The organism is Methylocystis sp. S23 (assembly GCF_054106005.1).
Window position 1 is genome coordinate 2,809,592 of the sequence record NZ_CM134185.1, and the last position, 22,142, is coordinate 2,831,733.

Genomic DNA, 22,142 nt, shown 5'->3' on the forward strand with positions numbered 1-22,142 from the left:
TTGAGCGCAGATATCGAGGCCTTTGAAGAACGCCCCTTATCCAGAAGACGGACATGAGCATGAGCGACCAGAGCAACGCCGGGAACAACGCCGAAACCCCGCCGCCGCAGGACGCGAACGGGGGCGAGGCGCATGCGTCCTCCCTGTCGCAGCCCTCGGCGGAATCGCCGATCGGCGAGCCCGAGCCCTTCACCGAGCTGGAGAATCTCTATCAGGAAAACGCCGGCCTCAAGGACAAGCTCCTGCGCGCCATGGCGGAGGTCGAGAATGTCCGCCGCCGCGCCGAGAAGGAGGTCGCGGACGCGAAGATCTATGGCGTGGCGAGCTTCGCCCGCGAAATGCTGGCCTTCGCCGACAATCTGCGCCGCGCCGCCGAGAGCGTGCCGGAAGAGGCGCGGCCCAATCTGGATCCCGTCGCCAAGGCGCTGCTGGACGGGCTCGGCGTCACCGAGCGCGATTTCCTTTCGCGCCTCGCGCGTTTCGGGGTGAAGCCGATCGAGGCGCAGGGCGCCAAATTCGATCCCAATCAGCACGAGGCGCTGTTCGAGATCCCCGACGAGACCAGGCCCGCCGGCACGGTGGCGCAGGTGGTGGAGCAGGGGTACATGATCGGAGAGCGCGTGCTGCGTCCGGCCAAGGTCGGCGTGACGCGCGGCGGTCCCAAGGCCTGACAGGCCATGGACGTCCTTGCGCGCGAAGAGACGAAGGCGGCGGCGCAAGAGCGCCGCGGCGTCGTCAACGCCTCCGTCTACTGCAAGGGAGTGAAGGTCGCCGATATCGACCTAGACGCGGCCGGGGACTGGGCGAAGCGCGAGGGCCATGTCGTCTGGATCGGGCTCTTCGAACCGGGCGTCGATCTGCTGGAGCGGGTGAGAAAGCAGTTCGCGCTGCATCCGCTCGCCATCGAGGACGCCGCGAAGGCGCATCAATTTCCCAAGCTCGAAGAGTTCGACGACGGCCTTTTCATCGTCGCGCGCACCGCGCAGATGGAGGACGGCCGCGTCACCTTCGGCGAGACCCATCTCTTTGTCGGCGAAGGCTATGTGGTGAGCGTGCGCCACGGCGCCTCGCAAAGCTATGCGCAGGTGCGCCAACGCTGCGAGGCGCGGGCGCAGCGTCTTTCGGAGGGCGAGGATTTCATCGTCTACGCCATCCTCGACTTCATCGTGGATAATTATTTCCCGGTGCTCGACTGCGTCAGCGATCAGGTCGACGACATAGAGGACCATGTCCTGACGATCTCCATGGGACAGGAGGAGATTGAGCAGCTCTACACGCTGCGGCGCGATCTGCTGCGCCTGCGCAACGCCGTCGTGCCGCTGGAGGATGTCTGCCGGCGCCTCGAGCGCACGGACATCGTCTTCATCGACCCCGTGATGCGGCCGCATTTCCGCGACGTGCGCGACCATCTGCGGCGCGCGCAGGAGCGTATCGACACGCTGCGCGAGACGCTCGCCTTCGCTTTCGAGGCGAGCCTGATGAACGCGCAAATGCAGCAGACGAATATTTCGCGCCGCCTCGCCGCCTGGGCCGCGATCCTCGCCGTGCCCACCGCCATCGCCGGCATTTACGGCATGAATTTCGAGCACATGCCCGAGCTCAAGTGGGAATACGGCTATTACGGCGTGCTGGGCGTCACCTTCGCGGTTTGCCTGACGCTGTATTGGCGTTTCCGCCGAGCCGGCTGGCTGTGAGGCGCGAGATTTTCCGCCGCCCATAATTCGTCGCCGCCGTCCTTGCGAGGACGGAGCGAAGCACTCCAGAGCGTCAACGCGGTTCTGGATTGCTTCGCTCCGCTCGCACGTCCGCGAGCCGTGCGGCCGCGCTTTGCCTTACGAAAGTTTCATCCGCCGGCCATTGGACGGCAAGCGGCGCATCTCCATCTTCCTCATGCAGGCGGCGATGCCGGCTCCCAAGCTCAAGTCCTCCAGGGCTTCGCCGCGAGAATGGAGAGTATTTGAAATGCATCATCCGATTTTCGAGCGCAGCTCCCATATGCCGGCGCGTCGTCGCCGCGCCTCGCGCCTTGCGCTGATGGGCGCGGCCGCCGCGCTCGCATTCGGCCTGGGCGTGGGCGCGCCGGTGAACGCGGCTTTCGCCGAGGCGTCGTCTTCCGTCACGGTCGCGCCCGCAGGCCCCGCTTCTTTCGCCGACGTCGTCGAGCGCGTGAAGGGCGCCGTCGTCGCCATCAAGGTGAAGGGCTACGAAGAGTCGCAGAATCCCTTCGAGGGCCAGGGCGAGCTTTCGCCCGACGATCCCATGTATAAGTTCTTCAAACGCTTCGGCGAGACGCCGCAGAAGCGCATGACGCAGTCGCAGGGCTCTGGCTTCATCATCAGCGCCGACGGCTATGTCGTGACCAACAACCACGTCGTCGAACATGCGAGCGACGTCGAGGTGGCGCTCGACGATGGCCGCACGCTCCCGGCTAAGGTGATCGGCAAGGACAAGCGCACCGACCTCGCGCTGCTGAAGGTCAGCGACGGCGCAAAGCTGCCTTACGTCGAATGGGCGAGCGCGCAGCCGCGCGTCGGCGACTGGGTGATCGCGGTCGGCAATCCTTTCGGCCTCGGCGGCTCGGTGACGGCCGGAATCATCTCGGCGCGCGGCCGCGACATCGGCGCCGGCCCCTATGACGACTTCCTGCAAATCGACGCGCCGGTGAATCGCGGCAATTCGGGCGGTCCCGCCTTCGACACGCGAGGCAATGTCGTGGGCGTCAACACGGCGATCTATTCGCCCTCGGGCGGCTCGGTCGGCATCGGCTTCGCCATTCCGGCGGAAGTCGCCAAGGATGTCGTCGCCGCGCTCAAGGACAAGGGCGTCGTGTCGCGCGGCTGGATCGGCGTGAAGATCCAGCCGGTGACGCCGGAAATCGCCGAGAGCCTCGGGCTGAAATCGACCAAGGGCGCGCTGATCGCGCAGCCGCAGAAGGGCGCGCCGGCCGAGGCCGCGGGCCTGAGGGCGGGCGACGTCATCATGGCGATCAATGGCGAGAGGATCGAGACGCCGCGCGAGCTGGCGCGCAAGATCGCCGCCATGGGGCCGAACAAATCGGTTGATCTGACCTATCTCCGCAACGGCGTGGAGAAGACGGCCAAGCTGACCCTCGGCAAGTTGCCGGAGGAGAGGGAGGCGCGAGCCGATGACGAGGATTTCGGCGGCGGCTCGGCCGGCCCGGCGAGCATTGCGAGCCTCGGCGTCGAAGTGGCGCCGGCTTCCGAAGTGCGCGGCGCCGGCGGCGAGGGTCTCGTGGTGACGGATATCGATCCGAACGGCGCCGGCGCGCAGAAGGGCCTGCGCCGGGGCGACGTGATCGTCGAGGCCGGCGGCCAGCCGGTGAGCTCGCGGGCCGATCTTTCCGGCGCCATAGACGGCGCGCGCAAGGAAGGCCGCCGCTCCGTCCTGCTGCGGGTGAAATCGGCGGACGGCGCGAAGTTCATCGCCGTGCCGGTGAAGCAAAGCGCGGGGTGACGCGGGCGCGCCGCCGAGAAGTTTCCGACTTCTCGGATCAGCGTTCGCTCGAGAGAGAGCTTCTTGCGACGTGGACCGCGAGACTGCACCCGCCCGCAGACGGTCCCACGCAATGAAGAGCGACGGGCATTCGCCAGCCCCCTCCTGGCGCCCGTCGCGGGCGGGCCGGCGCGCTCCTCGCGCCGGCCTGCCGTTTTTTCGCAAGGTCCGCTATTATGCCAGCGATGCGAATACTCATTATCGAAGACGACAAAGAAGCGAGCGATTACCTCGTCAAGGCGTTTCGCGAGCAGGGCCATGTCGCCGACCATGCGGCCGACGGCCTCGAAGGCTACGCCGCGGCGCGGGAGGGCGATTACGACGTGCTGATCGTCGACCGCATGCTGCCGAAAATGGACGGGCTCTCGCTCATCTCCAGCCTGCGCGAGCAGAAGGTCGAGACGCCGGTCTTGATCCTCTCGGCGCTTGGACAGGTGGACGACCGCGTGAAGGGCCTGCGCGCCGGCGGCGACGACTATCTGCCCAAGCCCTACGCCTTTTCCGAGCTCCTGGCCCGCATCGAGGCGCTGGTGCGCCGCCGCGTCGGCCCCCGCGGCGAGGAGACGCATTATCGGGTCGGCGATCTGGAGCTGGATCGATTATCGCACAAGGTGACGGTCGGCGGGCAGGAGATCGTGCTGCAGCCGCGCGAGTTCCGCTTGCTGGAATATCTGATGAAGCATGCGGGCCAGGTGGTGACGCGCACCATGCTGCTCGAAAATGTCTGGGACTACCACTTCGACCCGCAGACCAATGTCATTGACGTGCATATTTCCAGGCTGCGGTCGAAGATCGACAAGGGCAGGGAGAACCCGCTCCTGCATACGATACGCGGAGCGGGTTACATGATCCGGGACGGGATGCGGTAGCGTCAGCGGATCACCACCATCCGCCCCAGCCCCAGCCGGGCCCCCAGCCCCAACCGCCCCATCCGCCCCATCCCCAGCGCGGGGCCGTCGCGGCGGCGATGCCGGCTCCCATCAGGCCGAGCGCGGCGGTGGCGAAAAGGGCGCCGGCGGGATTGTAGCCGTAGCCGTAATACGGGTAGCGGTAATAGGCCCGCCGATAATAGGGCCGGTAATAGCCCCAGTGGCGGTATGGGCGATAGTACCCCCAGTGACGGTAATAGGGGCGGTAGTATCCCCAATGGTGACGATATGGCCGCCAATATCCCCAGTGACGGTGACGCCAGTGGCGCCGGTAGTAGTGGACTTCCGTCGTCGGGAGGTTGAGGCTGACGGCGGAAGGCGGCGAGACGCTCATTGGTCCGGCAAGCGCCTCGGGCGGCAGCGCGCTGAAGGCGGTCGAGCCGCAAAGCGCTGTGAGGATCATGGTTTTCAAATTCTTACGCATCGCTTTCTACCTAGGCTGGCCCCTCGTAAACGAACGTTGATCGCGCGCGCGAGTTCCGAGCCGCCGCCGGCGCCCTTGCGACAAAAGCCGTGCTAATCCCCATATCTTGGCCAAGCGCCTCGGGCATGGCCGGGAGGCGCGGGACAGGGAAGCGCAATTGTTCACCGGAAAAGTCGGCAAGCTCTTTCGCACGACGGCCTTCAAGCTGTCGCTCGCCTATCTCGTCCTCTTCTCGATCGGGGCGGGGCTGGTGCTGACCCGCGTCGGCGCGCGGGTGAAGGAGGTGCTGGACGAGCAGATCGAGCAGACGGTCGAGGCGGAAATTCGCGCGCTCTCCGAGCAATATGCGCAAGGCGGGCTGCATCAGCTCACCAATGCGCTGGAGCGCCGGGTGCGCGCGCCCGGCGGCTCGCTCTATCTGCTCACGACGCATTCGGGCGATGTGATCGTCGGCAATATCGAACCGCCGACGTCGGCGCCGGCCGGCGGGTCGCAACTGGTGGAGACGCCCTATCAAAGGCGCGGCGAGCCGGGCGTCGAGCATCCGGCGCTGCTGCGTCTGTTCCTCATTCCGGGCGGATTCCGCCTGCTCATCGGCCACGACATCGAGGACCATCAGGTCCTGCGCGACATTCTGCGCCGCGCGCTCGGCGTCTCGCTGTTCTGGCTGGCGCTCGTCGGCGCCCTTGGCGGTCTTTTCGTCGCGCATCGGATGCTGGAGCGCGTGGACGTGATGTCCGCATCGGCGCGCCGCATCATGGCCGGCGATCTCCATGAGCGCCTCGCCGTCACGGGCGCCGGCGACGAGCTTGACCGTCTGGCCGAGAATTTCAACGCCATGCTCGAGCGCATCTCGGAGCTGATGACCGGATTGCGCGAGGTCTCCGACAATATCGCGCATGACCTCAAGACGCCGCTCACGCGCCTGCGCAACCGCGCGGAAGCCGCGCTGCGCGGCTCGTCGGACAATGGCGAGCATCGCGAGGCGCTCACCGCCGTGATCGAGGAGTCGGACGGACTCATCCGCGTCTTCAACGCGCTGCTGATGATCGCGCGCGCCGAGGCCTGCTATTCGAGCGACAATCTCACGGCCTACGACGCCGACGCCGTGGTGAGCGACATCGTGGAGATGTACGAGCCCGTGGCGGAAGAGCAGGGCGTTCGTCTGGAGGCGACGACCGAGCCGGGCCTTTGCGTGACCGGCAGCCGCGAGCTGCTCGGACAGGCGGTCGTCAATCTCGTCGACAATGCGCTGAAATACGGCGCGTCGGGCGAGAATCCGCGCATCGACGTGACGGCCAGGCGCGTCTGCGGTCAGATCGAGATCACCGTGGCGGATCACGGCCCCGGCATTGCGCCGCAGGATCGCGAGCGCGTCGTGGGGCGCTTCGTGCGGCTGGAAAATTCACGCTCCCGGCCGGGTTCCGGCCTCGGCCTGTCGATGGCCGCGGCGGTCGCCCGCCTGCATCATGGGACCCTGCGGATCGAGGACAATGCGCCGGGCTTGCGTGTCGCGCTGTCGCTGCCCGCGACGCGCGCGGCGGTCTCGCGCGAGCGGGCATAGGCGGGAGCGGGGAGCTTCGCCGGCTGTTGCTCCGTCGGCCGCGCGACGAGCGGCGTGACGTTTCTGCCGGCGCAATGGGCGCAGGCGAGCCGTATCATCGCCACCGTTCCCACGCCGAGCCGCGAGCGGAAACGCAGCGCCCCGCCATGGAGGTCGATGAGCGCGCGGGCGATGGCGAGGCCGAGCCCCGAGCCCTTCATCCCGTTCTCCATCACGCCGGCGCCCTGCTCGAAGGGGCGGCCGAGTTTCGGCAAGGCGCGCGGGTCGATGCCCTGGCCCGTATCTTCGACGAAGAAGGCGATCGACGCGCCGTGATGGCGCGCGCACAGACGCACGAAGCCGCCGGCGTCGGTGAATTTGACGCTATTTGAGAGCAGGACGCCGAGCGCCTTGACGATCAGCGCCTCGTCGCCGACGCAACGCAGCTTCTCGTCGGCCTCGACGATGAGCGTGATCTTCTTTTCCTCGGCGCGGGCGCGCCAGGCGCCGGCGGCGCGGCGCACGGCCTCGGCGGCGTTCACCTCGCGCTCGGCGAGGCGAACGAGCCCGGCCTCGAGCCGCGACATGTCGAGAATGTCGGAGATGACCTCGTTGAGATAGGTCCCGCCCTGACGGACATTGCTGCAATATTCGATATATTTCGGCGAGCCCAGCGCGCCGAAGGGCTCGGCGAGCATCATCTCGGTGAAGCCGATGATGGCGTTGAGCGGCGTGCGCAGCTCGTGGCTCATATTGGCGAGGAATTCGGACTTGGCGAGATAGGCGGCCTCGGCCTCGGCCTTCTGATGGTGATATTGCTCCGCGAGCGTCGCGAGCTGCTGCGCCTGCATTTCCAGCGTCTGGCGCGAGCGGGTGAGATCGGCGACGGTTCCCGTGAGCCGGCGCTCGGACTCGATGAGCTTCTCCTGATTGCGCTTGAGCGCGGTGATGTCGGCGCCGACGGAGACATAGCCGCCGTCCTTGGTGCGCCGCTCGTTGATCTGCAGCCAGCGTCCGTCCGAAAGGCGGGCCTCGTAAGTGCGGGCGTCGCCGGCGCGGCGGCTCTCGGCCGAAGAGGTCTCCTGCTGGAGGACGAAAGCCGTGCGGCGCGACATGATCTCGCCATAGGCCGCGCCGGGCGCGGCGGATTCGGGCGCGAGGCCGTGCAGATCGAGGAATTTCGAATTGCAGACCACGAGACGATTCTGCGCGTCCCACAGCACAAAGGCTTCCGATATGGCGTTGATCGCGTCGCGCAGGCGCATATTCGCGGTGGCGGTGTGCTGCGCGAGCGCCTTCTGCTCCGAGACGTCGACCGCGATGCCGACGAGATGCAGGCCGGCGTCCTGCGCGTCGTCGACGAGCTGCGCGCGGGCGCGCAGCCAGATCCACTGCCCATTGGCGTGGCGCGCGCGGAATTCGTGATCGACGCTCTTGGTGCGGGAGGCGGAAACCATTTCGGCGACCACCGAGAGATCGCCGTCGTCGGGATGCATCAGCGCGTTGAGCTCGCCGAAGGAAAGACAGCGCGGCTCGGCCTGGAGGCCGAGCATTTCATACATGGAGTCGGACCAGTAGATGCGGCCGCGCGCAATGTCCCAGTCCCACAGGCCGCAGCGGCCGCGGGACAGCGCCGCGTCGAGCCGCGTGCGGATATAGGCGTTGACCTGCTCGGCGGCCTGGCGCTTTCGCGACTGCCGGAAATAGGCGAAGACGACCGCGAGCAGCATGAGGGTCGTGAAGGCGAAGACCACCGCGTAATGCGCGGCGATGGCGCGCCATTCGCCGAGCACATTGTCGAGCGGATAGATCATCGCCACCTGCCCGTAAGGCGCGGGCAGCTTCTGCACCGTGGCGAGAGCGGGCGTGCCGTCGGCGAGCTTGATGCGCATCACGCCCGCCTTCTCTGCGAATTCGGTCAGCACCTGCTCGGCGCCCAGGACGTCGGTGAGCGTGGCGTTCTTGGAGTCGATCGGCGGAAAGGCCGCCGCGACATGGCCGCGATCGTCGGTGACGAGAATGCGGCGCCCGCGCGCGGTGGCGCGGCCGGGCAGGATCTTGTTCAGCGGTTCGCCGAGCGACTTCTGCGCGTCGGCCTGTATCTTGTCGTGAAGGTCGTGCCAGACGGCGTGCGCGAAGACCTCGAAATCGGCGGTCGCCTCCTCGACGAGCTGGTCCTGCATCGAGGTCGTCAGCGTGACGGCGAAGGCGGCAAGCGAGACGAGGCCGATCGCCGAAACGATGAAGGCGGCCCGCTTCAGCCAGGGGCTTTCCTTCGGATCCCTCTCTCCATTGCCGTTGAAACGATAGGCGCCCCACACCGTTTCCGCGTGACTCATCGCACGAGCTGCGGTGACGCGCGCCATAAAAATCTCCGAAATCTGGCGATCCCTCGAACGGGCCGGAAGCGCCCGAATCACCTTCATTCGAATCTTTCAGGCTCGAATTGTCCAGACCTTAATTGAACGTTAACGCGCCTCTTCGGCGCGCGCCCCGCTCAGGAAAGCGCGCGCGTGGCGATGTCCTTCGTATCTGGGGAAAGATCTTTCTGATCAGCGATGTGTCGCAATCTCTCCTCGACCAGGGCGCGCCGGCGCGGCTCCAGCGTGCGCCAGGCGCGCAGGGCCGAGAGAAGCCGCGCGGCGAGCTGCGGATTCTTCGGATCGAGCTCGAGCACGACGCGCGCGAGAAGATCGTAGCCGGACCCGTCGAGCGCGTGGAAGCGGGTGAGATTGGCGTTCGAGAAGACGCCGATCAGCGAGCGCACGCGGTTGGGGTTGGCAAATGAAAAGTCCGGGTGGGACATGAGCTTGACGACGCGGCCGGTCGTCGCGGGCTCCGGGATCGTCGCTTGCAGCGAGAACCATTTGTCGAGAACGAGCGCGTCGCCCTTGAACTGCTCGTAAAAAGCCGCGAAAGCCGCTTCGCGCGCGTCGCCGCCGAGGAAGGCGAGAAGCCCGAGCGCCGCCAGACGGTCGGTCATATTGCCGGCTGCGGCAAATTGACTCTGGGCGAGAGAGACGCCCTTCGCCGGGTCGCCCGCGGCGACGAGGTCGAGCGCGACGGCCCTGAGCGCGCGCCGTCCCGCGCTCGCCGCGTCCGGCGAATAAGGGCCGGCGTCGGCGAGGCGCCTATACGCGGCCTCGGCGTCGGCGCCCAAAGCGCGGCCGATCTCCTCGCGCAAGCCGAGGCGCGCGGCGAAGAGCACGTCGGGGTCGACGTCATGGCCGGCCTCGCGCGCGAGGTCGACTTCCGAAGGCAGCGAAAGCGCCTGCGCCGCAAAGGCGGGATCGGCGTCGGAATCGGCGAGAAGGCTGCGCAGCGCGCCGACGAAGCCCGGCGCCTGGGGAAGAGGCGCGCCGTTCTTCGCCGCGTCGACGCGGGCGAAGATCGCGCGCAAGGCGAGGCTTTGCGCCGCCTGCCAGCGGTTGAAGGGATCGTCGTCGCAGGCGAGCAGCTTTTCGAGATCGGCGCTTTCCGGCGCCGGCGCCAGCCGCACCGGCGCGGAGAAGCCGCGCAGCGCGGAGACGACCGGCCGCGACGGCACATTGACGAAGGCGATCCTGCGCTCGGCGTCGGCGAGCTCGATCAGGCCCCGCGCCAGCTCTTCCGGCCGCGCGTCGGCGCTCGCCAGTTCGAGCTTCTCGCCATTCTCGCCAAAGAGCGCGAGGGCGATCGGGACGACGACCGGCTTCTTCTGGCTCTGTCCGGGCGTGGGGGGCGTCTCCTGGCGCAGCGTGAGCGCGAAGCTCTTGGCCTCCGCGTCATAGGCGCCTTCGGCGGAGAGGACCGGCGTGCCGGCCTGGCTGTACCAAAGCGCAAAATGCGAGAGGTCGCGGCCCGAGGCTTCCGCGAAGCAGGAGAGGAAATCCTCCACCGTCGCCGCCGTTCCGTCGAAGCGCTCGAAATAGAGGTCCATGCCCCGGCGGAAGGTTTCGTCGCCGATCAGCGTGCGCAGCATGCGCACGATCTCCGCGCCTTTCTCATAGACGGTCGCCGTGTAGAAATTGTTGATCTCGTGATAGACGTCCGGCCGCACCGGATGGGCGAGCGGACCGCCGTCCTCGGGGAATTGCGCGAGCCGCAGGCCGCGCACGTCGCCGATGCGCTCCACGGCGCGCGAGCGCATGTCGGCGGAAAATTCCTGATCGCGGAAGACGGTGAGGCCCTCCTTCAGGCAGAGCTGGAACCAGTCGCGGCAGGTGATGCGGTTGCCGGTCCAGTTATGGAAATATTCGTGCGCGATGACGGCCTCGACGCCCGCATAGTCGCCGTCGGTCGCCGTCTCCGCAGAAGCCAGCACATATTTGTCGTTGAAGATGTTGAGGCCCTTATTCTCCATCGCGCCCATGTTGAAGTCGGAGACCGCGACGATGTTGAACACGTCGAGGTCATATTCGCGGCCGAACCTCTCCTCGTCCCAGCGCATGGCCCGCTTCAGCGCGCCCATGGCGTAGGTCGCCCGCGCCTCCTTGCCGTGCTCGACATAGATGGCGAGCGCGACCTCGCGGCCCGACATCGTCGTGAAGCTGTCGCGCAGAACGCCGAGATCGCCGCCGACGAGCGCGAAGAGATAGGAGGGCTTGGGGAAGGGATCGCGCCAGACGGCGTAATGGCGGGTCCCGCCGGGAATATTTCCCGTCTCGCCCGGATTGCCGTTGGAGAGCAGAATCGGCGCCTCGGTCCTGTCGGCTTCGATCCGCGTCGTGTAGACGCTGAGCACGTCCGGGCGGTCGAGAAAATAGGTGATGCGCCGGAAGCCCTCCGCCTCGCACTGGGTGCAATAGGCCGAGCCCGAGCGGTAAAGGCCGGAGAGCTGGGTGTTGGCGGCGGGGTTGACCCGGGTCTCGATCTCGAGCGTGAAGGGCGCGTCGGGGACCTTTTCCAGGAGCAGCCTGTCCGGCGTCGCCGAATGGTCCTGCGGGCCGAGCGCGCGCCCGTCGAGCTTGACGCCGACAAGCGTCAGATCGTCGCCGTCCAAAGCGAGCGGCGCGTCCGGCGCGCCTTTGGGGTTGCGGCGCAGCGAGAGGGTCGCGACGACCCTGGTCGCGGTTCGGTCGAGGGAAATATCGAGCCCTACGGCGTCGATCAGAAAGTCGGCGGGGCGATAATCGGCGAGGCGGACGGCGACATTGGCGGGGTGGCGCATTAAAATTCCTCGAAGGGCGGGAAGAATTGATCTTAACCGTCGAATATAGGCGGCGCGGCGCGATTTGCGACCGGCGGACTCCGGGCCGGCGGAAGCTGGGAATTTTTCCCTTGGGAAAGCCATATTAATGCCTTGGTAACGCTTGAGTGGGCGGCGGATGGCGGTCAAGATCGGCGACAGGCCGCCCCAACGGCGCCCTTCGCCTTGATCGGCGCCGCTCACGCTCTAAATTACAACCCATCGGACATGCGGCGAAAACTTCTTCTCACTCTCCTTCTCGTCTTCGGCGCCGCGTCCGGCGCCTGGGCCGTCGCTCCGCCAGGGCCGGCGGGGCAGGATATTCTCGTCAAGCTGACCGAGGAGCAGATCCACGCGGCCGGCGTGGAGACGCAGCCGGTCGAGGCCGAATCGGGCGTCGGCGAGATCGTGGTGCCCGGCGTCGTCGCGGTGCCGCCTCAGCAATTGCGGATCGTCGCCGCCCCGGCGGCCGGCCTCGTCGAGACGCTGCTCGTCGCCCCGGACGAGGACGTCAAGGAAGGCGATCCCATCGCCACCTTGAAATCCTCCGAGCTGGTGGAGGCGCAGCGCGCCTTTCTGCACGCCATGTCGGAGGCCAATCTCGCTGGCGAGAAGCTGCGTCGCGACGAGCAGCTCTTCAAGGAGCGCATCATCGCCGAGCGCCGGCTGATCGTGACGCGGGCCGAGGCGGCCCAGGCGCGCGCGACTTTGGACGAGCGCGCCCAGATCCTGACGCTCGCCGGCATGGCCGAGTCGGAAATCGTCGCGCTTCGCAAGGATCGCAAGCTGGCGAGCTCGCTTCTCGTGCGCGCGCCGATCGGCGGCACCATCCTGCAGCGGCACGGCACCACGGGCGAGCGGGTGGCGGCCTCGGCGCCGCTCGTGACGATCGCCCGGCTCGACCCGATCTGGGTCAATCTGCAGGTGCCGCTCGGCCGCGCCGTCGCGCTCGACAGCGTCGAGCGGGTGCATCTGCCTTCCGCCGGCCTCGACGGCAAGCTGATCCGCGTCGGCCGCACGGTCGACTCGGGGACGCAATCGGTGACGGCGGTGGCCGAGTTCCGGCCAGGCCGGAGCCTCTTGCGGCCCGGGCAGGCGCTTCAGGCCATTCTGCGCGTGAAGGGCGGCGGCGCGTCGCAATGGCGCATCCCGGCCGACGCCGTGGTGAGCCATCTGAACCATAGCTGGGTCTTCGTGCGAGTCCCCGAGGGGTTTCGCGCGGTTCCCGTCACGCTGGTCTCGGAGACGCCGCAATTCGCCTCCGTACAGGGCCCGCTCGCGGTGGGCGAGCGCGTCGCGACCCGCGGCCTTCTGACGCTTCTCGCCGAACTGGCGGAAGCGGAGAGCAAGTGATCGGTCTTTAATGCTCGAGCGTCTGATCCATTTTTCGCTGCGGCAGCGGCTGCTCACCTTCCTCGGCGCCCTGTTCATCGCGGCCTGGGGCGCGGTAAGCTATCTCAAGCTGCCGATCGACGCTTTTCCGGACGTCGCGCCGATTCAGGTGCTCGTCGCCATGCGCGCGCCGGGACTCACGCCTGAGGAGCTCGAAAGCCGCGTCACGGCGCCGATCGAGATTGTGGCCAAGGGCATACCGTCGCTTGTGCGCATGCGCTCGACCACGCGCTATTCGGTGGCGCTCATTACTTTCGAATTCGCGGAGGGCACGGATATCTACTGGGCGCGCGCGCAGGTCAATGAGAGGCTGGCGCAGGTTCAGGATCAATTGCCTTCCGGAGTCTCCGGAGGCCTCGCGCCGATCGTCACGCCGCTCGGCGAGATGCTGATGTTCACCATTATCGGCGGCAATCTCACGCCGACGGAGCAGCGCAGCCTGCTGGACTGGACGATCCGTCCCGCGATCCGCGGCCTGCCGGGGGTCGCCGACCTCAATGTGCTCGGCGGCTTCGTGCGCACTTTCGAGGTCGCGCCGTCGCCCTCCGCCATGGCGGCGCGCGGCGTCACCGTCGCCGAGCTGGAATCGGCGCTCTCGAACAACAACAAGAATGACGGCGCCGGCCGCGTGCGCGACGGCGAGGAGGCGCTGCTGGTGCGCGCCGAAGGCCGGCTGCGCTCTCTCGACGATATTCGCTCGGTGGTCATCGACTCGCGCAAGACGGGCATCGTGCGCGTCGGCGACGTGGCGGAGGTGCGGTTCGGATCGCTGCCGCGCAACGGCGTCGTCACCCGCAACGGGACGGATGAAGCCGTCTGGGGCCTGGTGCTCGGGCTGCGCGGCGCCGATGCGCGCACCGTGGTCTCGGGGGTCAAGGCGCGCCTCGCCGAGCTCGAGCCCAATCTGCCCAAGGGCGTGAAGATCGAGATTTTCTACGACCGCAGCGAGCTGATCGGCAAGGCGGTCTGGACCGTCCAGAAAGTGCTGATCGAGGCGATTGTCCTCGTCGTCATCCTGCTCGCCTTGTTTCTCGGCAATCTGCGCGCCGCGCTCGTCGTCTCGGTCATCCTGCCGCTCGCCGCGCTCGCGACCTTCGGCGTGATGCGGCTATGGGGCCTTTCGGCGAACATCATGTCGCTCGGCGGCCTGGCCATCGCCATCGGCCTCCTGGTCGACTGCGCCGTCGTGGTCGTGGAGAATGTCGAGCACAGATTGGGGGAGGCGCATGACGCGAGCCTGGCCGACCGCATCTTCATGACGCTCGAGGCGACGAGCGAGGTCGCGACGCCGCTCGCCTCGGGCGTCATCATCATCGTCACGGTCTTCCTGCCGCTCCTGACGCTCGAGGGGCTGGAGGGGCGGCTCTTCGCGCCCGTCGCGCTGACGATCGCCTTCGCGCTCGGCTCCGCTCTTATTCTTTCGCTCACGGTCGTCCCGGCGCTGAGCGCGACCATCCTGCGGCCCGGCCATGCGGGCGAGCCCTGGCTCGTGCGCAAGATCGCCGCGGTCTACGAGCCGCTTCTGGAGCGCGCGCTCGCGCGGCCGCTCATCGTGGCCGCGATCGCCATTGGCGGCTTGATCGTCGCGGGCCTCGCCTATTCCGGCATCGGCCAGACCTTCATGCCGGTGATGAATGAAGGAACGCCCGTCATCACCATCCGCAAGCATCCCACGATCAGCGTCTCGGTCGCCGCCGAGACGGACCGGCTCATCCAGCGCGAGATCATGGAGAAAATGCCGGAGGTGAAGGGCATGATGGCGCGCGCCGGCGCCGACGAGCTGGGCATCGACCCGGTCGGCCTCAACGAGACCGACAATTTTCTGACGCTGGCTCCCGAGAAGGAGTGGCGCGGCCACGGCGTCGACTGGCTGATGGGCGAGATCCGCAAGGTGCTCGACCAGATCCCCGGCATTTCCTACGCCTTCTCGCAGCCGATCGACATGCGCGTGCAGGAGATGATCATCGGCGCGCGCGGCGACGTCGTGGTCAAGATCTTCGGGGACGACATCAACGAGCTCAATCGGCTCACGCGCGAGCTGGCGGCCGAGATCAGGAAGATTCCCGGCGCCCGCGACGTCTTCGGCCTCCAGAATGACGGCATGCGCTATCTCACCGCGCGCGTCGACCGCCTCGCCGCCGGCCGCTTCGGCCTCAACGCCGGCGAAATCCAGGACGCGCTGCGCGTCTGGGTCGACGGCCAGCAGGTCGGCATCATTCTCGAAGGACCGATCCGCACGCCGCTTGTCGTGCGCGGATCGGAGACGTCGCGCCGCTCCTCGGTCGATTTCGCGCGCCTGCCCATGGTCTCGAACGACGGCAAGGTCGTCGAATTGTCGCAGCTCGCCGAGGTGCAGGCGGAGAACGGCCCCATCCAGGTCATTCGCGAGGAAGGGCGGCGTTTCGCCACCGTGCTCGCCAATGTCGAGGGCCGCGATCTCGTCGGCTTCGTCGCCGACGCCAAGGACGCGGTCGCGCGTCACGTGAAGACGCCCAAGGGCTACAGCTATCTGTGGGGCGGGCAGTTCGAGAACCAGCAGCGCGCCTCGGCGCGCCTCGCCATCGTCGTTCCCATCGCGCTCGCGCTGATCTTCCTGCTGCTCTACTTCACCTTCAATTCCGCGCTGCAGGCGACGCTCGTCTTCTGCAACGTGCCTTTCGCCGCGATCGGCGGCATTCTCGGCCTGTGGCTCTCGGGCGAATTCCTCTCCGTTCCGGCCTCGGTCGGCTTCATCGCGCTCATCGGCATCGCGGTGCTGAACGGCGTCGTGCTCATCTCCTATATCAACAAGCTCGTGGCGGAAGGGACCCGCACCACCCGCGAGGCGGTCGTGGAGGGCGCGCGCCGCCGCATGCGGCCGGTGATGCTGACGGCGACCATCGCGGCTTTCGGCCTCATTCCCTTCCTCTTCGCGACGGGGCCGGGAGCCGAGATCCAGCGCCCGCTCGCCATTGTCGTCATCGGCGGACTCATCTCGGCGACGATCCTCACCCTCATCCTGCTGCCGATTCTCTATGATCGGGCCACGGGTTTCCGACTTCGCGCCAGGCGCAGCCGCCTCGCAAACCGGGTGACAGCATGATCCTGCGGGCCGTCGCTCTCGCTTTCGCCTTGGGCGCGCTCTCCGGCGCGGCGTCGGCCGCGTCGAAGACGAAAGGCGCGGTCACGGTGAAGGGGGACGGCGAGCAGCGGATCGAGAAGCGCGGCAAGAAGCCGCTCGGCCATCAGCTCGCGCGCCATCTCGACATGGCGGTGGCGATCGACGCGCAGAGCAAGGCGCTGGAAGCGCAGTTCGGCGCCGTCTCGGCGCGCTACGCCACGACGCGCTCGATCACGCCGGGGTCGCCTTATCTGGGCGGCACGCAGCGCAACGCGGTCGCGGGCAATCTGCGCAACTATAACGAGACGGAGGTCGAGGCCGGCCTGCCTCTCTGGCTGCCCGGCCAGCGCGACGCGATGGAGGCGACGGTGTCGAGCGGCGTGATCGAGATCGAGGAAAAGATCGCGCTGCGCCGTCTCGACGTGGCGGGCCTGCTGCGCGACGCCTGGTGGAGCGCGCAGCGCGCCGCGCGCGAGGTCGACGTGGCGCGCAGCCGCGTCGCGACGGCGCGCGAGATCGGCGCCGACATGACGCGGCGCGTGGAGCTCGGCGACGCCGCGCATGGCGACGCGCTTCTCGCCAGAAACGAATTGCTCGCCGCCGAGACGGAGCTCGCGCAGGCGGAAGGCGCCGAGAAGGTCGCGCGGGTGAACTATGCCGCGCTCACCGGCGGCGCGCCGCCCGACGGCGTGCTCGAAACGGTGAAGCCCGCAAGCGACATAGAAGATCATCCGGCGCTGCGCACGCCGCTCGCGGCGCTACGCCGCGCCGAGACGCAATTGCAGCTCGTCGAGGCGACGCCGATCGACAATCCCGACATCGGCGTCTTCGGGCGACAGGAGCATAACCGGCAATATTCGACGGACACGTCGCAACCGATCACGGATCAGCTCACAAACGCCACGACGGTCGGCGTGCGCATCCGCATCCCGCTGCCGACGGAAGGCCGCCAGGAGCCGCGCCGCGCCGAGGCGGTGGCCGAGATGACGCGCGCCCACGCCGAATATGAAAAGGCGAAGCGCGTCGTCCTCGCCGGGATCAAGGCCGCGCGCGCCAATCTCGCCGCCGCGCAAAAGGCGGCGACGCTCGCCGCGCGGCGCCTGACGGTCGCCAATGAGCAGTTCGATCTCTCGCGCAAATCCTTCGCGCTCGGAGAGATCAATGCTTTCGATCTCTATCGCGTGCGTCAATTGCAGCTCGACGCGCAGCGCGGACAGGCTTCGGCGTCGGTGAATGTCGGGCAGGCGATTTCAAGGGTGAATCAGGCGCAAGGATATGCGCCGTGACGCCCGTCAGTCCCGACGAGCGTTCGGGCGCCTGGCCCCTCCCGTCAATGACGGCTGGAAGCGTTGTGATTTACGGCTGGGCGTTCGACTTTATCACTTGATCGACCGTCGGCCGATCGGCGGTAGGCGCTTGGCCTCTCCCGCATTGCGAGGAGCGAAGCGACGAAGCAATCCCAGGGGCGGCGGTCGCGGCTCTGGATTGCTTCGCTCCGCTCGCAATGACGGCTGGAAGCGTTGTGACTTACGGCTGGGCGTTCAGAAACTTTATCACCCGATCGATCGTCGGCTGATCGAGCAGCAAGGGCGCATGGCCTTGTCCCGGCGCGGTATAGCGTTCGAGCTTCGGCGCGCGGCGGGCCATTTCGTCGAAAGTCTCGACGGACAGAATATCCGAGGTTTCGCCGCGGATCGCGAGAACCGGAACCCGCGCCAGCAGCTCGAAGCGTTCCCAGAAATCCTCGATTTCGGCCTCGGGCGTAATCTCGTCGAGCGTGTGATTGAGCTCCGGATCGTAGCGTAGCTCGACCTTGCCGTCCTTCTCCTCGAAGGTCTGGCGCGCGAAGATTTCGAACTGTTCGGGCGTGATCGCGGGAAAGGCCGCGCTCATCGCGAAGCGCATCAGCGCGGCGGCGTCGCTCATCTTCTGCAGCGGCGGCATCTTGCCGACATAGGACTTGATGCGCAAAAGCCCGCTTTTCTCGATCACCGGGCCGATATCGTTCAGCACCGCCGCGCGGATCACGCCCGGCCGGGCGCGGGCGATGCGCATCACATGCAGTCCGCCCCGCGACGTGCCGAAGAAAACCGCCTCTTTGACGCCCGCATCGGCGAGGACGGTGAAGATATCGTCCTCCTCGACGTCGGGGTCGTACCGGCGCCAGTTCCGATCCCATTCCGAGCGCCCGCGCCCCCGATAGTCGAGCGCCAGCGCCCGCCGTCCCGCCCGCTGCGCGGCTTCGGCGACGAGGAAGAAGTCGTCGGCGGTGCGGGCGAGTCCCGAGAGGCAGACGAGCGGCAGCCGCTTCGCCTCCGGGCAGGGATAATCGAGATAGTGAAGACGCAAGCCGTCTCGCGCGGCGACGAAGCGGCTCTCGGGCGGGAGGGTCGAGCTCAAGCAAAAGCTCCTTTTTCAGAGAGTTCTACACGGTCCGCCGGGACCCTCAAAATCCTTCCCGCGCGACGCTTCGCTTCCTTGACTTCCGGCCCGGTTGCAGCGAGTTTCCGCGCGCCCGAGCGGCTGACGGGCGCCATCCGATTTCGCCAGGAAACACGCCCGCCCATGCGCTCTTATCTCGACTTCGAAAAGCCCGTCGCGGAACTCGAAACCAAGGTGGAGGAGCTGCGCGCGCTGGCGGAGAAAGGCGAGGGCGTTTCGATCGGCGAGGAGCTGAGCAAGCTCGAAGCCAAGGCCGCGAAGGCGCTGGCCGATCTATATGCCGGCCTCACGCCCTGGCAGAAGATTCAGGTGGCGCGCCATCCGCAACGGCCGCATTTCTCGGATTATGTGAAGCAATTGATCGCCGAGTTCACGCCGCTCGCGGGGGATCGGCTCTTCGGCGAGGATTCCGCGATCGTCGGCGGCTTCGGCCGCTTCAAGGGCGAGCCGATCTGCATCATCGGCCAGGAGAAGGGCTCCGACACGGCGAGCCGCCTGCACCATAATTTCGGCATGGCGCGGCCCGAAGGATATCGCAAGGCGGTCCGCCTCATGGAGCTCGCCGACCGCTTCGGCCTGCCGGTCGTCTCGCTCGTCGACACGGCGGGCGCCTTTCCGGGCATCGACGCCGAGGAGCGCGGCCAGGCGGAGGCCATCGCCCGCTCGACGGACGTGTCGCTTTCGCTCGGCGTGCCGAATGTCGCGGTCGTCGTCGGCGAGGGCGGCTCCGGCGGCGCCATCGCCATCGCCGCCGCCAACAAGGTGCTGATGCTGGAGCATGCGGTCTATACGGTCGCGTCGCCCGAGGCCTCGGCCTCGATCCTGTGGCGCGATTCCGCCAAGGCGCAGGACGCCGCGACCAGCATGAAGATCACCGCGCAGGATCTTTTGAAATTCGGCATTATCGACGTGATCGTGTCGGAGCCCGCCGGCGGCGCGCATCGCGATTTGCAGGCCGCCATCGCCTCGGTCGGCGAAGCCGTCGCGAGCGAGCTCTCCCGGCTGACAAATCTCTCCCGCGACCAGCTCCGCGCCGCGCGGGCGGAGAAATTTCTCAATATGGGCCGAAAGATCGAGGCGAAGGCCTGAGGCAAAAAAGTCACACTCCGCGATTTCGGCGTCCCGCATGGCGCCAGGAACACTTTCTCGTCCCAATCTCGCGATTGTCTCTCCTTCCACGCAAAGGGCGAAACGCGTTCGCCGGTAAGAATTGAGTTACGCGACTGTGTTAGTTTTGCCACAGTAGCGTGTATGTGCGCGGGCGCCGGGGCGCAGAGGGGAGCTGAGCGCATGAAGTATCGGGTCTTGAAGCCGGTCGCGGCCATCGCCGCTCTCGCCGGGCTTTCTCTCGCCTCTTGCCAGGATAGCGGCATTTCCCAGCGCTCGCTCGCGCCCGTGCCTCCCGAGACGCTCGCCAAGATGGCGCAGGTCGGCACGACCAAGGAGGCGCCGATGCTGATCCGCGCCTATAAGAAAGAGGCGGAGTTCGAAATCTGGAAGATGAACGGGGAGGGCAAATATGTCCACCTCAAGACCTTCCCCATGTGTCGCTGGTCCGGTCAGCTCGGGCCCAAGACGCGCGAAGGCGACCGACAGGTGCCCGAGGGCTTCTACGCCATCGCGCCGGCGCAGATGAACCCCAATTCCGCTTATTATCTCTCCTTCAATGTCGGCTATCCGAACCAGCTCGACCGCGCGCTCGGGCATACGGGCGGCACCATCATGGTCCATGGGGCCTGCTCCTCGGCCGGCTGCTTTTCCATGACCGACGCGCAGATCGCGGAGATCTACGCCATCGCCCGCTCGGCCTTCAACGGCGGCCAGCGCGCGATCCAGATGCAGTCCTATCCGTTCCGGATGACGGCGGAGAATCTCGCCAAGCACCGGCTCGACCCCAATATCGGCTTCTGGAAGAATCTGAAGGAAGGAAACGATCATTTCGAGGTGACGAAGGAGGAGCCGACGGTCGCTTTCTGCGGCCGCCGCTATGTCTTCAACGCCCAGGGCGCCGGCCATATGGACCCGCTCTCCGCCTGTCCGCCCCTCAAGCACGATCCGGACCTGATCGCGAGCGTCTCCGCCAAGGCGTCCAAGGACGAGGAAAAGGTCGCCGAGCTGGCCCAGAGCGTGAAGCCGGTGCGCGTCGTCTATCAGGACGGCGGCATGCATCCGAGCTTCCTTGCGCGCGTCGCCGAAGCGAGCCGCCCCGAGGCGCTGAGCGCGCCGATGGAAATCGCGCTCGAAGAGAAGCCCGTGAAAGCGGGCGCGAAGGCCACGCAGATCGCCGCCAAGTCGCCCATCGTGACCATGGCCGCCGCCAAGGCCGCCGCGCAGTCCCGCGAGGCCGAGACGACGAGCGTCGCCCAATCCCTCGCGCCCGACGAGCGCCGCGAAATGTCTGCGCTGGCCTCGGACGACAGCCCGACGGCGTCGATCAAGAAAGCGCTCGGGACGAAGAAATAGCCGCGCGCGCAAAAGCCACATTTGGGCGCCGCCGCTTTCGGAAGGAAGGCGGCGGCGTTTCCTTATCGGGCGCTCGCAAAAGCCGCGCGCGGACGGCGCCGCGGAGCGGCTGCAATATATTTCGGCCGGGCACGCTATCCTTTCGGTCGAAAAGAATTTCGTCATCCAGGAATATATGCGGGCGACGCTCGGCAGCCGCCATGTCATCGAGCCGCATAATGTCAGCGCCTCCCGCCTCGAGCTGAAGCGGCCAGCGACGCCGCCGGACGCGCGCGGGCGCCGACCTGCCGCGATCATACAGCTTCTATTAACCCCACCCGCGATAAAGCTTGCGGAACGCACAGCGAACGCTTATAGATGTTCATGATTTGTTTGTAGCGGAGCGCGGTGTGGCCGGGGGCGGATCATGTTGACGAAGAAGCAGAGCGATCTGCTGCGTTTCATTCACGAAAGGCTCAAGGAATCAGGCGTTCCGCCGTCCTTCGACGAGATGAAGGACGCGCTCGACCTGCGTTCCAAATCCGGCATTCACCGTCTGATTCTCGCGCTCGAGGAGCGGGGCTTCATTCGCCGGCTGCCGAATCGCGCGCGGGCGCTGGAGGTGCTGCGCCTGCCGGAATCGGCGACGCCGCGCGGCGGCGGCGGTCCGCGCGGCGGCAAATTCGCGCCTTCGGTCATCCAGGGAAATCTCGGCCGCGTCCGGCCGCTGCATGAGCGCGGCGAGGAAGAGTCGAGCCAGCAGGTCGCGATTCCCGTCATGGGGCGGATCGCCGCCGGCACGCCCATCTCCGCCATCCAGACGCGCAGCCACACGATCAGCCTGCCGCCGGAGATGCTTTCCACGGGCGAGCATTTCGCTCTGGAGGTGCGCGGCGATTCGATGATCGAGGCGGGAATTCTCGACGGCGACACCGTCGTCATCAAGAAGCAGGATTACGCCGATACGGGCGATATCGTCGTGGCCCTGATCGAGGATGAGGAGGCGACGCTGAAGCGGCTGCGCAAGCGCGGCGCCTCGATTGCGCTCGAAGCGGCGAATCCCGCCTATGAGACCCGCATCTTCGGCCCCGACAAGGTGCGCATTCAGGGCAAGCTGGTGAGCCTTCTGCGGAAATATTGAGCGGGCGCAGGCTTCTGATGAATGGCGCGGCCGGGGCGGTCTTCGGCCT

15 protein-coding genes are annotated in these 22,142 nt (G+C 67.0%); 11 read left to right on the plus strand and 4 right to left on the minus strand.

Annotated elements, in window-relative coordinates:
* Positions 1-59 precede the first annotated feature (59 nt).
* The 4 genes from grpE to ACV7JP_RS13790 all read left to right on the plus strand — a co-directional run bounded on the left by grpE (position 60) and on the right by ACV7JP_RS13790 (position 4,382).
* The gene (gene grpE, locus ACV7JP_RS13775) at positions 60-671 is read left to right on the plus strand and encodes a nucleotide exchange factor GrpE (RefSeq protein ID WP_457799092.1); all 612 of its coding nucleotides are present in this window, start codon (positions 60-62) and stop codon (positions 669-671) included.
* A 6-nt stretch (positions 672-677) separates the two neighbouring features.
* Positions 678-1,694 carry a magnesium/cobalt transporter CorA gene (gene corA, locus ACV7JP_RS13780; RefSeq protein ID WP_457796239.1) on the plus strand — a complete coding sequence of 339 codons (1,017 nt, stop codon included), beginning with the start codon at positions 678-680 and terminating at the stop codon, positions 1,692-1,694.
* A 268-nt stretch (positions 1,695-1,962) separates the two neighbouring features.
* Positions 1,963-3,474 (plus strand): Do family serine endopeptidase, encoded by a 1,512-nt coding sequence (locus tag ACV7JP_RS13785; RefSeq protein WP_457796240.1) that lies wholly within the window; start codon positions 1,963-1,965, stop codon positions 3,472-3,474.
* A gap of 224 nt (positions 3,475-3,698) precedes the next feature.
* Entirely contained in the window at positions 3,699-4,382 is a 684-nt protein-coding gene (locus ACV7JP_RS13790; protein WP_457796242.1) for a response regulator transcription factor, read from the plus strand.
* A gap of 10 nt (positions 4,383-4,392) precedes the next feature.
* Here ACV7JP_RS13790 and ACV7JP_RS13795 read toward each other — a convergent pair whose 3' ends face one another.
* Entirely contained in the window at positions 4,393-4,845 is a 453-nt protein-coding gene (locus ACV7JP_RS13795) for a hypothetical protein (RefSeq protein WP_457796243.1), read from the minus strand.
* 178 nt (positions 4,846-5,023) lie between these two features.
* Here ACV7JP_RS13795 and ACV7JP_RS13800 point away from each other — a divergent pair, with 178 nt between their 5' ends.
* Positions 5,024-6,430: a sensor histidine kinase gene (locus ACV7JP_RS13800; protein ID WP_457796244.1), complete on the plus strand. Its 1,407-nt coding sequence runs from the start codon at positions 5,024-5,026 to the stop codon at positions 6,428-6,430.
* Here ACV7JP_RS13800 and ACV7JP_RS13805 read toward each other — a convergent pair.
* Positions 6,334-8,748, minus strand: a complete 2,415-nt coding sequence (locus tag ACV7JP_RS13805; protein WP_457796245.1) for a PAS domain-containing sensor histidine kinase — start codon at positions 8,746-8,748, stop codon at positions 6,334-6,336. The two genes, ACV7JP_RS13800 and ACV7JP_RS13805, sit on opposite strands and share 97 nt — an antisense overlap.
* Positions 8,749-8,906: 158 nt before the next feature.
* Positions 8,907-11,558 (minus strand): aminopeptidase N, encoded by a 2,652-nt coding sequence (gene pepN, locus ACV7JP_RS13810; protein WP_457796246.1) that lies wholly within the window; start codon positions 11,556-11,558, stop codon positions 8,907-8,909.
* Between the two features lie 246 nt (positions 11,559-11,804).
* On the opposite strand from pepN, the gene ACV7JP_RS13815 reads away from it, so the two are divergent.
* Genes ACV7JP_RS13815 through ACV7JP_RS13825 form a run of 3 tightly spaced genes read left to right on the plus strand, consistent with a single transcriptional unit; the run spans position 11,805 to position 17,354 of the window.
* Complete coding sequence (locus ACV7JP_RS13815) at positions 11,805-12,929, plus strand: efflux RND transporter periplasmic adaptor subunit (protein WP_457796247.1); 1,125 nt, start codon at positions 11,805-11,807, stop codon at positions 12,927-12,929.
* Positions 12,930-12,939: 10 nt separating this feature from the next.
* The gene (locus tag ACV7JP_RS13820; RefSeq protein ID WP_457796248.1) at positions 12,940-16,050 is read left to right on the plus strand and encodes an efflux RND transporter permease subunit; all 3,111 of its coding nucleotides are present in this window, start codon (positions 12,940-12,942) and stop codon (positions 16,048-16,050) included.
* On the plus strand, positions 16,047-17,354 hold the full coding sequence (locus tag ACV7JP_RS13825; RefSeq protein WP_457796249.1) for a TolC family protein: 1,308 nt from the start codon (positions 16,047-16,049) through the stop codon (positions 17,352-17,354). The genes ACV7JP_RS13820 and ACV7JP_RS13825 overlap by 4 nt, the downstream gene beginning before the upstream one ends.
* 241 nt (positions 17,355-17,595) lie before the next feature.
* On the opposite strand, the gene ACV7JP_RS13830 is transcribed toward ACV7JP_RS13825, so the two are convergent.
* The gene (locus tag ACV7JP_RS13830) at positions 17,596-18,468 is read right to left on the minus strand and encodes an alpha/beta fold hydrolase (protein ID WP_457796250.1); all 873 of its coding nucleotides are present in this window, start codon (positions 18,466-18,468) and stop codon (positions 17,596-17,598) included.
* A 165-nt stretch (positions 18,469-18,633) separates the two neighbouring features.
* Between ACV7JP_RS13830 and ACV7JP_RS13835 the strand changes: the two genes are divergently transcribed.
* From ACV7JP_RS13835 to lexA, 3 genes are all read left to right on the plus strand, one after another.
* On the plus strand, positions 18,634-19,599 hold the full coding sequence (locus tag ACV7JP_RS13835) for an acetyl-CoA carboxylase carboxyltransferase subunit alpha (protein ID WP_457796251.1): 966 nt from the start codon (positions 18,634-18,636) through the stop codon (positions 19,597-19,599).
* 201 nt (positions 19,600-19,800) lie between these two features.
* Positions 19,801-20,973 (plus strand): L,D-transpeptidase family protein, encoded by a 1,173-nt coding sequence (locus ACV7JP_RS13840; RefSeq protein ID WP_457796252.1) that lies wholly within the window; start codon positions 19,801-19,803, stop codon positions 20,971-20,973.
* Between the two features lie 406 nt (positions 20,974-21,379).
* Positions 21,380-22,093 carry a transcriptional repressor LexA gene (gene lexA, locus ACV7JP_RS13845; RefSeq protein WP_457796253.1) on the plus strand — a complete coding sequence of 238 codons (714 nt, stop codon included), beginning with the start codon at positions 21,380-21,382 and terminating at the stop codon, positions 22,091-22,093.
* Positions 22,094-22,142 lie beyond the last annotated feature (49 nt).

Bases quoted from the DNA above. Each gene is read 5' to 3' on its own strand.
- grpE (WP_457799092.1), top strand. From the start codon at position 60: ATGAGCGACCAGAGCAACGCCGGGAACAACGCCGAAACCCCGCCGCCG.
- corA (WP_457796239.1), top strand. From the start codon at position 678: ATGGACGTCCTTGCGCGCGAAGAGACGAAGGCGGCGGCGCAAGAGCGC.
- ACV7JP_RS13785 (WP_457796240.1), top strand. From the start codon at position 1,963: ATGCATCATCCGATTTTCGAGCGCAGCTCCCATATGCCGGCGCGTCGT.
- ACV7JP_RS13790 (WP_457796242.1), top strand. From the start codon at position 3,699: ATGCGAATACTCATTATCGAAGACGACAAAGAAGCGAGCGATTACCTC.
- ACV7JP_RS13795 (WP_457796243.1), bottom strand. From the start codon at position 4,845: ATGATCCTCACAGCGCTTTGCGGCTCGACCGCCTTCAGCGCGCTGCCG.
- ACV7JP_RS13805 (WP_457796245.1), bottom strand. From the start codon at position 8,748: ATGAGTCACGCGGAAACGGTGTGGGGCGCCTATCGTTTCAACGGCAAT.
- pepN (WP_457796246.1), bottom strand. From the start codon at position 11,558: ATGCGCCACCCCGCCAATGTCGCCGTCCGCCTCGCCGATTATCGCCCC.
- ACV7JP_RS13815 (WP_457796247.1), top strand. From the start codon at position 11,805: ATGCGGCGAAAACTTCTTCTCACTCTCCTTCTCGTCTTCGGCGCCGCG.
- ACV7JP_RS13820 (WP_457796248.1), top strand. From the start codon at position 12,940: ATGCTCGAGCGTCTGATCCATTTTTCGCTGCGGCAGCGGCTGCTCACC.
- ACV7JP_RS13825 (WP_457796249.1), top strand. From the start codon at position 16,047: ATGATCCTGCGGGCCGTCGCTCTCGCTTTCGCCTTGGGCGCGCTCTCC.
- ACV7JP_RS13835 (WP_457796251.1), top strand. From the start codon at position 18,634: ATGCGCTCTTATCTCGACTTCGAAAAGCCCGTCGCGGAACTCGAAACC.
- ACV7JP_RS13840 (WP_457796252.1), top strand. From the start codon at position 19,801: ATGAAGTATCGGGTCTTGAAGCCGGTCGCGGCCATCGCCGCTCTCGCC.
- lexA (WP_457796253.1), top strand. From the start codon at position 21,380: ATGTTGACGAAGAAGCAGAGCGATCTGCTGCGTTTCATTCACGAAAGG.